The sequence below is a fragment of the Acinetobacter nematophilus genome, assembly GCF_026344175.1.
In the GTDB taxonomy this organism is placed as follows: domain Bacteria; phylum Pseudomonadota; class Gammaproteobacteria; order Pseudomonadales; family Moraxellaceae; genus Acinetobacter; species Acinetobacter nematophilus.
Genome location: NZ_JAPKMY010000001.1, coordinates 420583 through 438013 on the forward strand (window position 1 = coordinate 420583; position 17431 = coordinate 438013).

Sequence of the window (17431 nt, forward strand, 5' to 3'; positions counted from 1 at the left end):
TTTATTTCTCCCATAGCTCAACAGCTGTTCTGAGCCCGTATTGCCAAATGCCTTGTTTTTCACTAATAAAACCTTCACCCAAGAAATACACTTGAGTCAGGCAATGACGAGGACGGAATTTTTTAAGACTATTGCGAACCTGATCCAAAGTGGCTGTTGTGCCGTTTGCACCTTTTAGTGACTTAAGCACAAGCGTCAATTGAATATTTACCCGACGACGTTGTGGGCGATCCACAACTGGTGCATTTGGATAATTTCCACCTGTATTGTCAGGCTCAGCAAAATCACTAGAGGTGTATTGCACTAAAATTTCACCCACTGGATGGCGCAATGCGTAATTACTTGGATTATCTGGTGTCTCTTTGACTGATAAATTTTTATGGTGCTCAGTCAAACGAGCAACGTAATCGTCAATAATATCTTGGGTGATTGAATCCACATCTTGAGCCATTAGCGTCCACCTCCATCAAAACGACGTGATGGAACTTTAATGCGCCAAGGACCAGCTTCATCAACAGGTTTTTTGGAGTTTTCAATTCCCAATGACAGTTGACCATTTTGGATTTTGGTCAAATCTGCCTCAGCAGACTTTTTACCTTCTTTGACCGCTTCAGGTAGAGGACCGCCATCAGGACGACGGGTGTACAGCCGATCACGAACCAAATCCAATGCCAGCTCTTTTAATAAATCGACCTTTTGCGGTAATGGAAGTGGATAACGTCCACGTACCGCTGCATCAATTTTGTCTGAAGCATATTTGATTGCACCATTGATCACTTCAACATCGAAATCATCAACTTCTGGATCATCTTGAGTCAGATCAATTAACGTTAAGCGTGGCACAAGTTTGAGAACATCATCGACTGTACAGTACATGGTTAATGCTCCAGCTTAGGTCGCACTTAATTTGACTAACGCACCAGGCGCAGTACAAATAGAAAGTGGATTAGATTGAGCTTCCAGCACCCAACCTTTAGTCATGGCACGTTCTTCAGCCATTGCATAGATTGGTTGACCAAGCGTATTTGCAGCACCGTTATAATTGGCTGGTGCGTAGATGGTCAGGAATAACTTATCCACGACAGGAACAAGTCGAGCTGTGCCATCAGCAATAAACTTCACTGGATCACCATTTTTGTTGATCACTTCAACGTCATATTCAATAAATTCAATATCCGCAAAAGTGAATCCAGTACGCTTGTCACCAGCAAGACGATCAGCCGCTTCTTGATAATTGGCAAAAGCTTTTTGTACCTGATCATGTCCAGTCAAACCGTCAAAGTAACTTGCTGAACAGTAACAAACCCATTTTTTAATCAAAGCACCGCCCAATTGCTTTTTGGCATAACGCTTGGCTTCTAAAAGTTTTGCTCGGATATCGGTGGCTGGGTTGCTAAATGCAATATTGATGTTTTTTTCTGTCACCCCAAACTTTTTATATAAGTCGTGAATGACCGTAACACCATCCGCATCTAAGATTTTGCCGCAGATCGCCCCAACTCGATGATATTCTTTGGTCGTTTCAATATCATCTTTAAGACCTTGAAGTTTGTCATTGACCACTTGAGCTGGTGCGACAAGATCTTCTGATTCATCGCCATAGGCACGCACATTTAACTCATCAGGTAAAATGGTGGCTGTTTTGGGTAAATGTGGTACTCGGAAAACTTCGCAGGCGCCTTTATTGTTACCCTTATGATCTGGATCACCATTACGGTCTGTATCTTCAACCAAAACCAAACGACCATTAATTGAGTAAATGGTTGCGTTAATTTCTTTAATTGGTTTTACGGTGAAAATACCAGAATCACCCAAAACAGTAGGTGGCACAGGTAAAGTTCGAGCTGCTGCCATTAACGCTGACGGTGTAAATAAATCTGCTAAATTCATATTTTTTCTCGCTGAAAAATTAAGCTTTAAATTGCTTCAGGTTTAAAATGAGTTACGTGCCACAATGCCAAGTACTTCCAAGTCAGCAAGGGCTGTTTCAACATCCTCAGCTGTGGCAGTGTCTGACCAGATCAAATTGTTTTTGGCAACGACTGCACCACGTTTAATCACTACAGCTTTTTGTGCTGTAGTAGAGGCTTCAACATCACTTGCCAAAATTGCAGTGGCTTTATTTGCTGGTGCAGAACCAGCCAAATCAATCGGTGCAAATTCACCTGAAGCAAGTTGCGCCAATACCATGCCGATGCTCAGTGCGACAGTAGAAGGTGCAATCAAGATTGTTTCTTTAGTCCAACCTTCTTTGACTTCAACTAAAAGAACGTCAGACAAATAAGTGGGTTGCGTATAACTAGGCATAAATCCTCCTAAGCTGAACGGTTTTTAGCGTCAGCGACCAATGGGTGTTCAGGATGGTTAATTTTTGGATCAACACGACCTTTAGGATTGTGTTCACCAAATTCGATGATTTTAGGTAAGTCAGAAAGCAATGATTTCAAACCATCTGCAAGAGAAGTTTCACCTTCAGCAAAGCTCACAACTTGATCATTTTGTTGGGCTGCTACGATGAGTGAAATTGCTTTGTCTTTGACTTTAGGTGGAAGTTGACCAGCTTCTACGAGGCTTTCTGCAAAATCGCTTGCCACGGATTGCTGTTCCGCAGCTTTTTGCGCTGCAAGCGTCGCATTTGCCGTTGCCAGCTGCTGTTCAAGTTCAATTTCACGGGCGGTTTTTGTTGTTGGTGTTTGCGTATTTGCTTTTGGATGCTCAGAAAATGATGACTCAGCAGCTTCAAGTATAGGCGCATAGATGACTTCCTTGAGTGAATCAATAATCCAATTTGGAAACTGCTTATCAGCTTCTTCAGTGCCAGCAGATTCAATCAAAGCATCACGTTGGTGACGGAAAATATCTGAGATAAGTTCAAAGGCATAGGTTGGACTCATAAAATCAACCACACCTTCTTCATTTTCAGCAAATTGAACTGTTCCTAAACCTTTCACTGCTGGCGGTTGCGCCCCTAAAAAACCAACATGCCGTAAATATAGTTTTCCTGGTGTTGGATTGTTCGGTGAGTCAGGTAAATAAAAGCTTGCAGAGACTTTGTTACGCTTTCCAGCATTTACATTTTCAGCAAAATCAGCATCTACTTTTTTTGGATAAGCCAATAAATAACCATCATCAGACAATTCCAAATGATCAGCCCAACCATAAGCAGGATCATCATGCTTTGGGTGACCTAACACAAATGGTGCTTCATGGATTTGTGGGTTATAAGCAGCAACACATTCAGCAAGCATGTCACGGGTATATTCTTTTTTTACCCCTTGCATACTGGTATGTGTACCAACTTTAAAAATTTTGATTGGTTTCATTTCATACTCATAAAAACCTCTTGAGGCTTGAGTATGAAAAAAGACGCACTTGGCGTCTTTTAAACTAATTTAGAACTTTAATTTTTTTCTTTTAACTGCTGCACTAAATGGGCATAAATTTCATTATCACAATAGTTTCGTGTAGAAGGCGGTTTATCTAAAGGAAAAATGTCTTTCAGAGGATAGTCTTTTTCATATTCAACAATCACACTTGGATATTCATCAAATGTAAATGGTTTTTCAGAGAAATATCTATTGTTAAATTGGTCTGCGGTTATATCAATACATATTCCATCTAATCGTATCCAAGCATGAGATGAAATTTTATAGTCGACTCCACTCATATAGTCAGCATCACCATAACCTAACATCTTAAAGTACTGAATGAGAATTTCACTTGCCCCACCACAACATCCATTCGGAAACTTTCCAAAAGGTGGATAAGTTGGGCTGATCTTTCCACTTGATTTGAGTTCTTCAAAAGCCTGTCTCACTTCAGTGGCAATTTTACGGATTTCATCTATTTTCCCCAAAGGTCTAACTCCCATTAGAAATAATCTATACATATAGATTTATAAACATTTATAAATGCAAAAATAGCGATTTCGCTGACACAGATAGATCATTTTAGCTGAAAGTTAACAAAAGCGCTTAAATCGCATTTTATGAGCCAAGTAAATGATCTTCGACAATCGCATACATTTCTGCTTCATCGGCAATTGAAATACCCAAATAGGCACGTGCTGGAATGGTGACTTTTTTTGCAAAGACCGATTGTCCACCAATTTTCCAACTCAGAGTTTTTCCATTCTTAGGTTTAATCGTTGCGCCAAATTGATGGGTCGCTGCATAAATCAGATTTGATCCGACCAAAAGTAAATCACCAGAAACTTGATAATGGATACTGTCCATTAATGTTCCTTGACCATACAACGGGCGTTTACTGGCGACTCGGTTTATACCTTTGCTGTTTAAACGTCCTTCAGCATCACTATGTTTGTCACCCAAAATTCCCAAATAGGTGGATTCACTATTGGCTTGCCACTTTGACCCATCAGGTGCTGTGGATGTACGAAAGCGTTCTTGCGTACTTTGCACAGCATATTCACCCAAATCGGCAAGTAATACATTTGGATGATTTAAAGTACTTTCAACATGATCAATCAGATTGAGTGCTAAACCTGACGCAAATTCATATTTAATCATTTACGCTCCTTACTCAATAGAACTTCACCCATAGTCTTGGCTTGTTTAATTTCAGAGGCACTGGCTGTATTCAACGTTTTAAGAAATAAACCTTCAGTATTATGCTCAATTTCCGCAATAAAGTTTCTACGTGTCAATGTCACAGCAACCAAAATCCGAGTTGTACTTGTACGCACAATCAAAAAAGCATCATCAAATAACTTTTGTAGATCATTACCTACTAAACCTGTGGCAGATTGAAAAATCTGTTGTACAGCATCCGATTGTTTAAAGCGTAAGGTTTGCGTTGATACACCGAGCAACTCTTGCTGTTTGGTATTGAGCACTGCAACAGGATATTGTTCTGTGGTACTGATCCGTTTTAACTGCTTATCCACTTCAGATTGTTTAAGGGCTTTGGCGGTGATGGTACGAGTTGCTGTTTTAATCGCTTCAGTGGCTTCAAACGTCTCTTCAACAAAACGGTCAAACACACCATCTTGCATGGTTTCTTTGACAAACGCTTTGGCAATGGGTTCAGGGTATTTGTTTAGATCAGGAAACCAAGCCTCTCCGGGAGCAGAATTAAAGTCCGAGCGTTCACCATCATCAAAGGCTGGTTCTGTATCAGGTTTGGTTTTACCCATGGCACGTAATTGACGTTCGTTGATTGCCTCAATGGTACAGTTACAGCCATAACCATTGGGTGGAAAGTTGACTCGCCAAAATGCCGCATCAACAGGCAACACCAAGTTATTCCACTTTTCATGCTGAATACGTGGGTTTTCAATAGTGTTATGTCTATAACGCCAATAAGGACGTAACTTGACCATTTCTGGTGAAGTCATTTGCTTATAACGACCAGCAGCATGAGAGGTTTTTAAATTGGTTTGATAAATCATCTTGGCACGCCAAGCTTTGTATTTATCATCCTCATCATTGAGCCAGCCGTGTTTGCCAATAATGTCATCAAAGCTATCTTGGAATTGCTGAAAGCTTTGACCATCTGCTACAGCTTTATTCACAGCATTGTGTAGATCATTCAGCAAATCAGCTTTCATTGCGCCAGCAACCACAAAAGCACGGTCATGCTGGCGTGATGTGATATCTTTATAAGATTGAGTAGGCAGATTGGTTTTTTGTTTTAGATAATCAATCTGCTCTTGAAACTTCACCTGAAAATTATTTGGCATAGCGTTCACTCAAATGCGCCATAGCATGATGATTTGATGGCACACCCCACGATAAGTATCCATAACCAATAATTAAAATAAAAATGAGGACTCTCATGATGAAACCTCGCCACGACCTTCAAGTTCAGCCAAGGTCATTGCCACTTCCATAATTTTGACCATTCCTGAAGCATCCATTTCTGAAAACTCAGCCAATACCGCTTCTTGCACCGCTTGAAAATCTTTTGCAGATTTCACAATTTTTCGTAATCGATTGACCATTGCATCCAATGGATCGGCAGCTGCTTGTTCAAGCTCTGGTGCAGTGCGTTCAATAAAAGATTGTTGTACAGGTCGATATTCAGCAAATGCAACAGAGCTATTTGATTCGTCAACTGGTTCAGCCAGATCACCTTCTTGGAAACCATATTCACGCATACGGTACTGATTGGTAAAACGTGTACCAGCAGCATATAGTTTTGAGTCTCGATCAGCTTGTTCAATACCACCATTGGAATCTTCAAAATATTCAAACTGTGGTGATGGTCCACCCCAGTTGTAGTCCACAATCCAATCAATCAATAATTGGAATTGTTCAGCAGTCATTTCACAGTCACCATCTGAAATATCAGCGGTGACTTGAGCACCAGCAGTTGCACTGGCTCTATTTGCCGATGCTTCTGTAGTTTGGTTCTGACCAAGCAAGGCAATGTTGATCTCAGATCGGCAATACATCAGGAATTTTTCAAACACATCCGCTGAAGCAGATTTTCCAGCCGCCTCGATGATCTCAATTTGTGAATTATCAGGAATGACTGCTACGGCATCTTGCACCATGTTGTACAAGTTATTGAGCAGTACTTCTTGCTTTGCTTCATCGTAATTATTGCCATATTTACCAATCACCCAAGGTGATCCGTATTTCTCAGTGAAGCGCACCCAAAACTCAAGCCCACCTTGTAAAAATGCGGTTGCCCAAAAGACTAAAGCAGCGTCAGGTTCACCATACGGATTGTCATAACTGGCATCCTGAGTCGGAACTAAATATTTACGTGGCTCAATCAATAGACCAGCTTGCCCAGCATTCTTATCCTTGAAGCGCAGATTATTATCAGGATCAAAGAAAAACCAATCAGGTGGCATGGCTTGAATATCAACAGGCAACCATGCACCGTCTTGATTTGCCCATTGAATTTCACAAGGTTGATAGCCAAAGAATGTCCCATCGAACATTGCACCTGTGATTTTATTGATCTGTAATTTCTTAAAGATACTGTTGATATGATCAAAAACTTGATCTAAGGCTTCATCTTGCACAATACGCCATGCTTTAGCTTTGACCGCTGCTTTACGTGGGCGCAAGCATCCTTTCACCACTGGATGGGCTTTGATGTCTTTATAGACCTTGATATCTTTGCCCATTTTTTTGAGCACAATATCAGGATTAGGCAACACTGAACCCAATGAACTATAACCAGAAACAGTGCTTCGAGAAGCGATTTGGTGAATGTTCGGTTGGCTTTTTTTGGCTTCAGCAAAGGTGACAAAATCACCGCCAATGTATAGACCTTGTTTGTTCATTAGCGGAATCCTCTTGTTAATTGTCCAGATCGGTAGCCTCTTAGTAGTTTTGAAGCAGTACGTGAGCCTTTGCTCAATATGTGCGTATCGATAGATGGCATATTTAAACTGGCATGCCACATCAAACAGCCACTGGATGCACCATCACCATGACGGAATAAGTCAGGTTCTTTTAAGTCTTGAGAACGTGCTTTGTTGACCATTGGTATGCCGTCGTACTCTTCAATGGCACGATGATCGGCTTCTAAGTTTGCATCTCGTGGCAGGGTTAAAACTCCATCTTCAAAGGCTTGGATATATTTGGTCATCCATTGCCCATACCAAGCTCGATTGATTTTGATTTGATGAATCAGGTCATGACCAAACTCATCAGCCGAATATTCAGCAATGGTTTCACCTGAACCTGTGGCATCCATTGATGCACCCGAGAAATTAGGTAAGCGACGAAATACAAACCAAATGATTTGTTCTTGCTGGCGTGTTGGTACTTTGTGCATCTCAATGACAAATGGCACATTGCGATTTAGATTTTGGTCAATCTCAGCTGGGGTTAAATGGCTAAAGTCACGGTGACGTGCAAAGTCATGTCCAGCCACATGGCGTAAGTTTTTATCTAGCTTTTCAAGCTCAGGTAAAATTTCTTTATCCAGCCAATCTTGTACATAAGCACGACGATCAGGTTCTGGCATATTGGTGAAATCATCACTTAATGTCAGACTAAACACTGGTCGCACTTCAGGCATTGCCTGATCAATCCAAATGGCTGGTAATCTTGAACCTGAACCATCACGAGGAATGGCATCTAGCTCTTCACGCATTGCACCAACACGTGGACCATAGGCTTTACGAATATCATTATACCAAGTCTTTTTACCTTCCTCAGTAGCAACCTCACCATTCATCATGCAGACACGTTCATACAAACCATTGGCGACGGCATCATCAAAGGTGATGATCATTACCACGGCATTCTCGCCATAGCGTCCAGCAAGAATGTCCTCTTGCATCTGATAGAACGGATTTTTTTTGGTGTTATGTGAACTAATCAATACCAGTTCACCGCCCCAAATCAGCAATGCCGTTGCCGCATCCAGTACGGCTTGTACATCCTGGTGAAAGGCAGCTTCATCAATAATGACAATCCCTTGTAAACCACGTAAAGAGGCTGGTCGACTAGACAAAGCCACAATCTGAAATCCACTGGCTAAACGAATACGCCAAGCTGTTATTTTTCGGGTTTCACCATTTTCTTTTTGATCATCAAAAATAAACTCTTCAATGGATGAAATACCCATAGATTGTGCTTCAGCGATGTTACGCAGAAACCGAGCACAATAGCCGATGAACTCTAAACCTTTTTCTTTAGCATCAGGAATATAAAACACATTACTGCCACCAGCTTCTTTACGTGAAGCGGCTCGAATACTTTTTTCTAAAGCTTCAGCAAAGGTGATACCTGTTCGACGTCCTTTGGCACACAGTTTGATTTTTGCTTTGATCGATACCCATTCACGCTGGTGTTTCATCAAAACACCTTCAGCAAGTGGGTCAAAGTTTTCAGGAATTTCACGGACACTGGCTGGAAGCTCTTCCCAGCTGACTGAGCGGATCGTATCTCCAAGTGGTTTAAGAGGTGTATTCATCAGCGTACAACTCCTAGAACTTTCTCACGCCAGAACATGGCTTGTTCTTCTGTCATGCCTTTAGATGCAACAGCGTCATCAAGATTTTTTTCTTGCTCTTCAAGCATTTTTTCACGAGCAATTCGTTCTATTTTTTGACGTTGATCTAGTGACATACCACGAGCAGCAGTAAGTTCACGTGATGCTTTCGCTAATGAAAGTGCATCTTTAATGCTCAGTTGAATCGGTGCGTCAGGATTTTCTTCATTGTGTAATTGATCTAGTACAAGATGATTGATTAAGGTTGTGATGCCCTGAACCATGAATGCACCAGCTTTATCATCTTTGTCTTCACCTAACTCACCTACGAGCAATTCAGTTGCATATTGAACCTCACTCATTTTTTTAGCGTGTTCATCGTATTTTTTCTTAGTTCGCCCCATAGTTGAGCGTGCTGGTTGTTCATCAGGATATTTATTACCAAATAATTCAAGCAGTTCATCAATGGTGTAACGATCTTCACGTAAGAGTTTTTCTAAGAATTGACGAGCTTCAGGGGAGATTTTCTTTAAAAAAGACATAAGAGCGACTCCTATGCTGAAGGACGTTTAATGCCATGAACCTTAGTGCGATTTTCAACTACATCTTGACCACGCTCTTTTAGCTTCACAACAATCACATCTGGATTATCCAGTTCAATCTCAACACAACCTTGATCCTTAAGCCAATACAGCTCGGTTTTGACCTGATCACGACTAAAACTCAAACCCCAGTGTGTTAAACCGCTGTGCAAAGTAGAACTGTTGCCACGATAAGAAGGCAGCTCATTAAGCAAACGCAACATCACAAGGCGCATTTCTTCTTTAAGTTGATTTTCAAAGCTCATACGACCTCACTTTTTATTATCAATTAACCATTGCTCAATGCGTGATACACCACGCTGAACTTGAGCAATATTTTGATTTGCTGAATTGAGTTGGGTTTTAATGGTTTCGACTTGACCTTCAAGCCTTGCAATTTCAATCTTTGAAGGCATGTCTTTTACTGTGCTTTCAAGCTCAGTGACACGTAAGCGAAGATCAAGCATTTCCTGATTGGAAGCACTTTGTGCCTTGATGAACCACGTGTATAAACCCAATATTGTGATAACAACCCAATGCGCTTCTTGAAAACTGAATTTCAAAGTTTCAAACATTAGTGATCTCCCACTTCAGGAAGTGGTTTAGGTTTGCGGCTTTGGTTGATGAAACGACCAGCTACACCTAAAATCGCCAATCCCATGGTAATTTTGGATTGTGCATCAGTCGGTAAAGTTGCAATTAATTCAGGGGGTAATGTGTCAAAAAATGCCTGTACAGCAACAATCAATCCAAAAGCGATATTGCTGAACCATGCCCAACTTTTAGACTTATTGGCAACCAATAAACCTTGGGGGGTGGTCGCTGGAACAGCTTGAACAAAGCTGGCTTTAATATCATTAATCTTTTGCTCATGCTTTTGATCACGTCGAGCAATCACACCGTCATAAAAGCGTTTATTCTCTGCAAGTGATTTCTCAACCGCTGCATCAATTTTGATTTTAGTCTTTACTGACTGGGGAAGTTTACGATTTACTTTTTTCATGGTGTATCTCCTGCTGCATAACGTAAATTACTGACAACTCGACGACTCCAGCCACGACCAAAGGTATCGAAAGTTTTTAATTTGGTATAAAACTCAAGACGTTCAGCATTGAAGAGAACAAGCACATCATCAAGAGATTTAGCATTGATTGCAGCCAAGGTTACTTTGCCAACCTTGCCATCATCTGCTACACCTACCGCACGCTGTAGCATCCGAACTGCATTACCAATGCCGTGATTGATGGCTGCATCAAAGACTTGAAAGCCAATTGCAGAATGATATTGAGCACATTGAGCACGTTCCCAAAATGCTTTACGGTAGATTTCTTTGGCTTGAAGACGAGTCATTGATCGCATCGCCCCGTGATAGCCATTTGCTCGTGCTGTACCGATGGTGACGCCCCAATTGGTCTCACCACCAGGGTCTTCAGGGTTATTTACATAACCGCCTTCATGTCCCATACAACGCTCAAATACCTGGTCGAAACTTAATTTTTCGCCCATAAAAAAGCCCCTAATTAGAATTAATTAAGGGCATTTTGAAAGGTAGGTGATTTTAAGTCTTTTAAACTAATTTAGAACTTCATTATGCATCAAACAAAGAAGGTTGTAGTCGATTACGCTCTTGCTCATGCATACGTTTAACAATGCGGTATATGTAGATTTCAGTAAGTTTATATTTTTTTGAGAGTTCAGTATGATTATGTCCGTTGAATTCTTTATAGATTTGAATATCACGCTCTTCAGCATGAAAAGCATCATCTTTAATAATATAAACAGATTGTCCGCCCCAATGCTGGCTCACTTGAAACATCAATTCATTAGAGATTTGCTTTGCAGCATCATCATCGACAGTGTCCAAATTTTTGAGCAATCGGCAAGCAAGATCACGTAGATCGTGTAATAAAGCTTTTCCTTGCCGACTTTGTTTTCCCAATTCACGAGTCATAAAAGTCACCAAAATGTTATCTATCTTATAAGGCGCATTATGATGATTTTATAAACAATGTAAAGTGAAATAATGTTCTAGTATGAAAAGTTATTACATATTCTTTTAGCATCCTGAATTGCATTTTGAGCACCATTCATAGAAAAGTTAATAACTCCATATCCTTTAAAATTAATAGACATATTTTTTGATTTTTTAACCTTTTCATCCATATTTTTATAATTTATCGTCAAGAAGGTAAAATTAGAGCCAGCTTCATTTTGCACAGTAGCTTCAATACGTTCAACAGGCAAATTATCAAATTGCAGATTACCATAAACTTCATGAGTAGAACTTTCAGATAAAGGCTCGCTTAGTTTTATAATTAACTCAGCTGGCGCAATTTTACATTTATTATTAGTGGGATATGTAAAGGCAAGAGTAGAGTTAGTTCTCAAATCTTCTGTAGCTGCCCTAGTTGCCAAAGTATTCCCAAAATGGTTATCAGTTATAGCAAAACTTACCCAATTATCTGACTTTTTGTAGTCCTTAACATTATCCTCAACATCAACTGCATAAATGATTGTTGATATTGATAGTGTAAAAAGTAGAACATTTAATTTTTTCATTTTTAAAAACACCCTAATTAATAGAAATTTTTACTTGAATTGACAACTTTACCAATCACTTCAACATCACAATTGTCAGTTAAGTCTAATTGCATTGGTGGATAAAACTTATTATCAGAAATTAATAAGAAAGATCCATTAAGTAGCTTTTGGATTCTTTTCACCCATAAGGTATCACTGCTACGAATCACATATATATGACCATCTTGAGGAATCTTTTCAGCTGTATTAACTAAAAGTGAATCCTTGTCAGATATAGTAGGCTCCATAGAATCTCCACGTGCAAACACTACAAATAAATCTTTTTGTTTTAAACCTCTACTTTTAAGCCAATCTTTACGAAAAGCTAAACAATACTTTGATTTTTCTTCGAGACCAACAATAGAACCATCACCAGCAGAGACTTTAATATCTTCTCGAACAGGAATGAGTTCAAATTCATCGGATGCTAAATCTTGCTCATTATTTTGAACACCATGATCACCATACAATACAAAATTTAGATTAACACCATATTCAGCGAGCAAAATAAGCTTATCCAAAGGGATATTGGCTCTTTCACCCCAGTTGTAAAGTGAGTTTCTAGCAAATCCTGTTTTACGAGCTAGTTCACTAACACCTAAACGGTCTATTTCAATTCGCAAACGTTCTTCAATGTTGCTCAAAATAAACTCCAAATCTAAAATTTATATCAAAATATTGATCATATCTGGTTGACATGCTCATAATATTGAGCAATTATAACAATCAACTTAAATCAAATTAATTCACACATGAGAGGTCATAAGATGACAACCACAACACCAGATGAACTAAAAGAACAATTTGAGTCTGAGGGTAAAACATTTGCTGAATGGGCTTCTAGCAATGGTTTTGAGCCTCAAGATGTCTACAAGGTTCTTAATGGTCAAGTTAAATGTAAACGCGGCAAAGGTCATAAAATCGCTGTTTTACTTGGACTTAAAGCAAATCCAGATAAAAGATCAACTGTTCATTAATTTGCACATATTTGCACATTTTTGCACATGGAGCAATACCCATGAAAAAAACAAATAACTCAAAAACAGATTCTTTGACGGTTTTTCTTTTTGCTATAGCTATTTTTTTGAGCTTTGGTTGGTATTTCGCTGAAGCAGAAAATGAAGTGCTACGTGAAGAACAAGCTGCTCAAAATTATACGCAACATCTTCACCACGAGGACAAATGAAATGAGCACAGTTAAATCTGCTGAAAAAGTCCTCAAAGTTTTAAAGGCTTTGCGTGGATACAGCTTACAAGGTATCAGCAACCGTGATCTCGCTGAAAAATTAAATGAGTCTCCATCTCAAATTACCCGTGCATTACAAACTTTGGTATCCGAGGGACTCGCAAAGAAAGATGAGAATGATCTCTACACATTAGGAACATCAGTAGTTCAAATTGCCAAACAGCATTTAGCAGAGGTCGAACGAGCTAAGGCACGTATAGCAGAAATTGAACAACGTACTAGCGTGAATTATTAATAGGTAAACATTATGGATTTAGAAGAAAACACAACAGAAATTGCAATTTCTTCACACGTACAAAAGTTAGGTGGTCTAGCTCTCCAATTAGGGTATGAAGGTTCTCTTGCTGTTGGTGCTTTAGAAGATGAAATTCGTTTCTATCAGCAACGTACTGTTGAAGCTTGCATGGAAATAGGAAAGCGCCTTCTATTAATTAAAGAGCAAACGCCACATGGTGAATTTAATAAGCGTATCGAGATTTTAAATTTCACTCCTAGAATGGCTCAAAAGTTTATGTCAGCTGTCCTAAAGTTTTCAAAAACGAATTCGAATTCGCTTTTGCAAAAGGTAGGAAATCAAACCAAACTTCTAGAACTGGTAATGCTTGATGATGATGAAATCAACATTTTAGATCAAGGCGGTAGTATTGGTGATATTTCTTTAGATAACATCGAAACTATGTCTGTGCGTGAGCTTAAAGCTGCTTTACGTGAAGCTAAACAGACCATTGCATCTAAAGATCAAGACATTGAAACCAAAAATCAAGTGATCCAAAAGAAAGATCAAAAGTGTAATGAGTTGGATGAAAAACTCACTAAGTTAAATAGCCCAGTTGAAGTTGCCAAACGTGCTGAAACTGAAGATCAGCAAATCGAAAAAGCGGCAATGGAAACATTGAGCACTGAAAGCCATATGCTTCTTAATGCGGTGATGCGATTTAACAATGCGATCAACGGTGTGCTTGATGTTGCCAATGAAAAACACATCGGACAACTGTATGAGCGTGTTGATGAAACAGTCATTGCCAGCTATCAACGCATTGCAACCTTCACTCAAACGTTAGGCGTCCAAGTTGATTTTGAAAATATGGTTAGCCCTGAGTGGTTATTCCCTCAAGCAGAAAAAACTGCACAAACTGAGGACGAATAACCATGACTCTAAACTTGGCAAAAATTGACTACTTACGTGAAGTTGCTGAAAAGCTCACAAATGCTGAGTTTGGGGCAAAAAAAGAGATTGCTAAAACTGCATGTAAATACTTACAGATCAGCAATGCACAACTTTACCGTGAACTCGAAACTGTAGGCTATAACTCTGGACGTAAACAGCGTTCTGATAAAGGAAAAACTGTTGTAAGCCAAGAAGCGGCTGAACTTGTCGGTGGCATGGTGTTGGCAGCAACCAGTAAAACTGGGAAAAAACGTATGCCAATTAATTTGGCATTGGAAATTGCCAGTGATAACGGCAAAGCCCCAAAAGTATCAGCATCAACGATTAGCCGTGCTATGAAGCAGTACTTTTGCCACCCTGAGCAATTGGCTACACCTACAGCACACCAGCAACAACGCTCATTACATCCCAATCATGTTTGGCAATGTGATGCCTCCATTTGTGTGGTGTTTTATTTGCCTAAATCTGGTGTATGTGTGATGGATGAACGCCAGTTTTATAAGAACAAACCAGCAAATATTAAAAAGATTGAAAAAGAGCGTGTGGTCCGTTACGTCGTGACTGACCACACTTCAGGTTCAATCTATTTTGAGTATGTTTGGGGTTCAGAAAGCAGTGAAAACCTCACCAATATCTTCTTAAATGCGATTCAAAAACGCAGTTTACAAGAACCGATGCACGGTGTGCCTTTCATATTTTATGTGGACCAAGGTTCTGCGAATACTTCAGGTCTATTTAGAAATTTACTTGAACGTCTAAACGTCGAGTTCATTGCTCATGCAACCCATAACAGTCGTGCTAAAGGTCAAGTAGAACAGGCAAATAACCTGATCGAAACACAATATGAGTCAACGCTAACCTTTAAAACAATTAACAGTTTGGAAGAGTTAAATGCCGATGCTACCCAGTGGCGCATTATGTTTAACGAAACCAAAATTCACAGTCGTACTCGACGTACTCGTAACCAAGTTTGGCAAATGATTCGCCCTGAACAATTACGCAAAGCACCATCACTTGAATTATGCATGGAGCTTGTCAGCACGTCACCTGTTGAACGTACTGTTAAAGGCGATCTCACAGTTCAATTCAAGATTACAGGCTACGGTGAGAACTTCTACAGTGTCAAACATATCCCGAATATCTATGTGGGTGCGAAAGTCAAAGTCGTCGTGAATCCATATCGTGCCCCTGACATTGATGTCTTGGTAGTGGATGAAAATGGTGAGCAAGTGATCTACACCTGTGAACCTGATCAATACGACATCTTTGGGCAATTGGCTCAATCTCCAGCGATTGGAGAAAACATTCAAAGTATGCCTGATAGCAAAGTGGATGAATCACGCAAGCGTATTCAGAAACAGGCTTACAACGCTGACACCCAAGCTCAAGTTGATCAGGCAATCAAAAAACGAACACCAGCCTATCAAGGTCAGATTGACCCTAATGCTCATGTGACTAAACACGATATTCCTGAATATATGCCTAAAGCTGGTGAGCAAATGACGACACAGCAACAACGTCGCCAACTTGCACCATTGAACTTTATTCAAGCAGCAAAACAAATCAAAGGTTTGGTGGGCGATCTCTGGACTACGGACTACATGAATATGCTTAAAACGACTTATTCAGATGGCAATGTGCCACAAGAAGACATCCAGTTCTGGGTGGATCGGATTGAGTCTGCAAGTCGCAAACCTAAATTAAAAGTAGTTGGGGAATAACCAATGTGTGCATTTAAACAGCTGCTCGAAACGCATTCCATCCATCAAACATGGATTGCAAAAAAAATGAATTTTAGCCCTGCGACGATCAACAAGATTGTCAAATATGGCGATTATCCAAAAAAGAATGCCGATGCCATTAAACAGCAAATGATTGATTTGCTTGTTGGCGAAGGCTTAAACGAAACCGAAATTTTAACAGCAATGGATGCTGTACAACTCAACTCTGACCGTGACCAAACTTTGGAGATTGAGTGTACAGCTGCCCCAACAGATGAGGAGCAATTAATGCTACTACGTAAACAGACCCTAACACCAGCGGCAAAAAAACAATTTATGCTTTTTAAGAACATTTTTACCGATGGAATTAAAAGTGCCAATGAGTTGTTTCAAAACTCTGACATTAATTATGTGCGTGAAAGCATGTGGCAAGCGGCAAAAGGCAACACATCATTCATCGCAGTAATTGGGCAATCAGGTTCAGGTAAAACCACTTTACGTGAAGAGTTACATGACCGTGTAAGTCGTGACCGTGAACCTGTTGTGATTATTGAACCTTATGTTTTGGCTACTGAAGACAACGACATCAAAGGTAAAACGCTGAAATCGGTTCATATTGCTGAAGCAATCTTGGCTGCACTTGCACCAAGTACCAAAGCAATGCGTTCTCCAGAAGCTCGTTTTCGCCAAATCCATAACCTACTCAAAGAGTCGAGTCGTGCTGGTCATCACCATCTTTTGATTATTGAGGAAGCGCATAGCTTACCCATTCCAACGCTTAAACATTTGAAGCGTTTCCTTGAGCTAAAAAATGGCTTTACCCCGTTATTGTCCATCATTTTGATTGGTCAGGATGAGTTAAAAATCAAACTTGCTGAGAACAATCAGGAAGTCCGTGAAGTGGTTCAACGTTGTGAGATCGTCACCCTTGAGCCATTTACCCAAAGCTCACTTGTGGACTACCTACAGCACCGCTGTAAATCATTTGACCGCAAATTGTCTGAATTCATTGACGAATCAGGAATTGATGCCATTTGCGCCAAATTAACCCGAAATGTTGGACGCAACAACCAACATGAAAGCCTTTTATATCCATTGGCTGTAGGAAATCTCCTTACTGGTGCATTGAATGTTGCCGCTGAATTGGGTGAAAGCGTGATCACTGGTGATCTGGTCAAGGAGGTCTGATTGATGGCATTTAACTTCAAGAATG

Annotated in this window: 24 protein-coding genes; 6 read left to right on the forward strand and 18 right to left on the reverse strand. The window is 40.0% G+C overall.

Annotation, left to right across the window (positions count from 1 at the left end):
• Position 1 precedes the first annotated feature (1 nt).
• The 18 genes from OSH00_RS01950 to OSH00_RS02035 all read right to left on the reverse strand — a co-directional run bounded on the left by OSH00_RS01950 (position 2) and on the right by OSH00_RS02035 (position 12727).
• Entirely contained in the window at positions 2-451 is a 450-nt protein-coding gene (locus OSH00_RS01950) for a Gp37 family protein (protein WP_266129013.1), read from the reverse strand.
• A complete protein-coding gene (locus tag OSH00_RS01955; protein ID WP_266129014.1) occupies positions 451-876 on the reverse strand; it encodes a DUF1320 domain-containing protein in 426 nt (141 codons plus the stop codon). The genes OSH00_RS01950 and OSH00_RS01955 overlap by 1 nt, the downstream gene beginning before the upstream one ends.
• Positions 877-891: 15 nt before the next feature.
• Entirely contained in the window at positions 892-1890 is a 999-nt protein-coding gene (locus tag OSH00_RS01960) for a major capsid protein (protein ID WP_266129015.1), read from the reverse strand.
• Between the two features lie 42 nt (positions 1891-1932).
• Positions 1933-2307 carry a head decoration protein gene (locus tag OSH00_RS01965; protein WP_266129016.1) on the reverse strand — a complete coding sequence of 125 codons (375 nt, stop codon included), beginning with the start codon at positions 2305-2307 and terminating at the stop codon, positions 1933-1935.
• An 8-nt stretch (positions 2308-2315) separates the two neighbouring features.
• The gene (locus OSH00_RS01970; RefSeq protein ID WP_266129017.1) at positions 2316-3323 is read right to left on the reverse strand and encodes a hypothetical protein; all 1008 of its coding nucleotides are present in this window, start codon (positions 3321-3323) and stop codon (positions 2316-2318) included.
• Positions 3324-3400: 77 nt separating this feature from the next.
• Positions 3401-3889, reverse strand: coding sequence for a hypothetical protein (locus OSH00_RS01975; protein ID WP_266129018.1), 489 nt, complete (start codon positions 3887-3889; stop codon positions 3401-3403).
• A 97-nt stretch (positions 3890-3986) separates the two neighbouring features.
• Positions 3987-4529 carry a phage virion morphogenesis protein gene (locus OSH00_RS01980; RefSeq protein ID WP_266129019.1) on the reverse strand — a complete coding sequence of 181 codons (543 nt, stop codon included), beginning with the start codon at positions 4527-4529 and terminating at the stop codon, positions 3987-3989.
• On the reverse strand, positions 4526-5701 hold the full coding sequence (locus OSH00_RS01985; protein ID WP_266129020.1) for a phage head morphogenesis protein: 1176 nt from the start codon (positions 5699-5701) through the stop codon (positions 4526-4528). Before OSH00_RS01985 ends, OSH00_RS01980 begins: the two co-directional genes overlap by 4 nt.
• A gap of 93 nt (positions 5702-5794) precedes the next feature.
• Entirely contained in the window at positions 5795-7261 is a 1467-nt protein-coding gene (locus OSH00_RS01990; RefSeq protein ID WP_266129021.1) for a DUF935 domain-containing protein, read from the reverse strand.
• Positions 7261-8904 (reverse strand): hypothetical protein, encoded by a 1644-nt coding sequence (locus OSH00_RS01995; RefSeq protein WP_266129022.1) that lies wholly within the window; start codon positions 8902-8904, stop codon positions 7261-7263. Before OSH00_RS01995 ends, OSH00_RS01990 begins: the two co-directional genes overlap by 1 nt.
• The gene (locus OSH00_RS02000; protein ID WP_121775570.1) at positions 8904-9464 is read right to left on the reverse strand and encodes a phage protein Gp27 family protein; all 561 of its coding nucleotides are present in this window, start codon (positions 9462-9464) and stop codon (positions 8904-8906) included. Before OSH00_RS02000 ends, OSH00_RS01995 begins: the two co-directional genes overlap by 1 nt.
• 11 nt (positions 9465-9475) lie before the next feature.
• On the reverse strand, positions 9476-9769 hold the full coding sequence (locus tag OSH00_RS02005; protein ID WP_121775569.1) for a VpaChn25_0724 family phage protein: 294 nt from the start codon (positions 9767-9769) through the stop codon (positions 9476-9478).
• Between the two features lie 6 nt (positions 9770-9775).
• Positions 9776-10078 carry a DUF2730 family protein gene (locus OSH00_RS02010; protein WP_121775568.1) on the reverse strand — a complete coding sequence of 101 codons (303 nt, stop codon included), beginning with the start codon at positions 10076-10078 and terminating at the stop codon, positions 9776-9778.
• Entirely contained in the window at positions 10078-10506 is a 429-nt protein-coding gene (locus OSH00_RS02015) for a DUF7940 domain-containing protein (RefSeq protein ID WP_266129023.1), read from the reverse strand. Before OSH00_RS02015 ends, OSH00_RS02010 begins: the two co-directional genes overlap by 1 nt.
• Positions 10503-11009: a glycoside hydrolase family 108 protein gene (locus tag OSH00_RS02020; RefSeq protein WP_266129024.1), complete on the reverse strand. Its 507-nt coding sequence runs from the start codon at positions 11007-11009 to the stop codon at positions 10503-10505. The genes OSH00_RS02015 and OSH00_RS02020 overlap by 4 nt, the downstream gene beginning before the upstream one ends.
• 82 nt (positions 11010-11091) lie before the next feature.
• Positions 11092-11454: a Mor transcription activator family protein gene (locus tag OSH00_RS02025; protein WP_266129025.1), complete on the reverse strand. Its 363-nt coding sequence runs from the start codon at positions 11452-11454 to the stop codon at positions 11092-11094.
• Between the two features lie 77 nt (positions 11455-11531).
• Positions 11532-12062: a hypothetical protein gene (locus OSH00_RS02030; protein WP_266129026.1), complete on the reverse strand. Its 531-nt coding sequence runs from the start codon at positions 12060-12062 to the stop codon at positions 11532-11534.
• Between the two features lie 17 nt (positions 12063-12079).
• Positions 12080-12727, reverse strand: coding sequence for a LexA family transcriptional regulator (locus tag OSH00_RS02035; RefSeq protein ID WP_266129027.1), 648 nt, complete (start codon positions 12725-12727; stop codon positions 12080-12082).
• Between the two features lie 123 nt (positions 12728-12850).
• On the opposite strand from OSH00_RS02035, the gene OSH00_RS02040 reads away from it, so the two are divergent.
• The 6 genes from OSH00_RS02040 to OSH00_RS02065 are packed head-to-tail and all read left to right on the forward strand — an operon-like array spanning position 12851 to position 17406.
• Positions 12851-13060: a DNA-binding protein gene (locus OSH00_RS02040; RefSeq protein ID WP_266129028.1), complete on the forward strand. Its 210-nt coding sequence runs from the start codon at positions 12851-12853 to the stop codon at positions 13058-13060.
• 41 nt (positions 13061-13101) lie between these two features.
• On the forward strand, positions 13102-13269 hold the full coding sequence (locus OSH00_RS02045; protein WP_266129029.1) for a hypothetical protein: 168 nt from the start codon (positions 13102-13104) through the stop codon (positions 13267-13269).
• Position 13270: 1 nt separating this feature from the next.
• Complete coding sequence (locus tag OSH00_RS02050; RefSeq protein ID WP_151823782.1) at positions 13271-13564, forward strand: helix-turn-helix domain-containing protein; 294 nt, start codon at positions 13271-13273, stop codon at positions 13562-13564.
• A gap of 12 nt (positions 13565-13576) precedes the next feature.
• Positions 13577-14476 (forward strand): DUF3102 domain-containing protein, encoded by a 900-nt coding sequence (locus OSH00_RS02055; RefSeq protein WP_266129030.1) that lies wholly within the window; start codon positions 13577-13579, stop codon positions 14474-14476.
• A gap of 2 nt (positions 14477-14478) precedes the next feature.
• Entirely contained in the window at positions 14479-16218 is a 1740-nt protein-coding gene (locus OSH00_RS02060; protein WP_199981609.1) for an integrase catalytic domain-containing protein, read from the forward strand.
• A gap of 3 nt (positions 16219-16221) precedes the next feature.
• Positions 16222-17406 (forward strand): ExeA family protein, encoded by a 1185-nt coding sequence (locus tag OSH00_RS02065; protein ID WP_266129031.1) that lies wholly within the window; start codon positions 16222-16224, stop codon positions 17404-17406.
• Positions 17407-17431 lie beyond the last annotated feature (25 nt).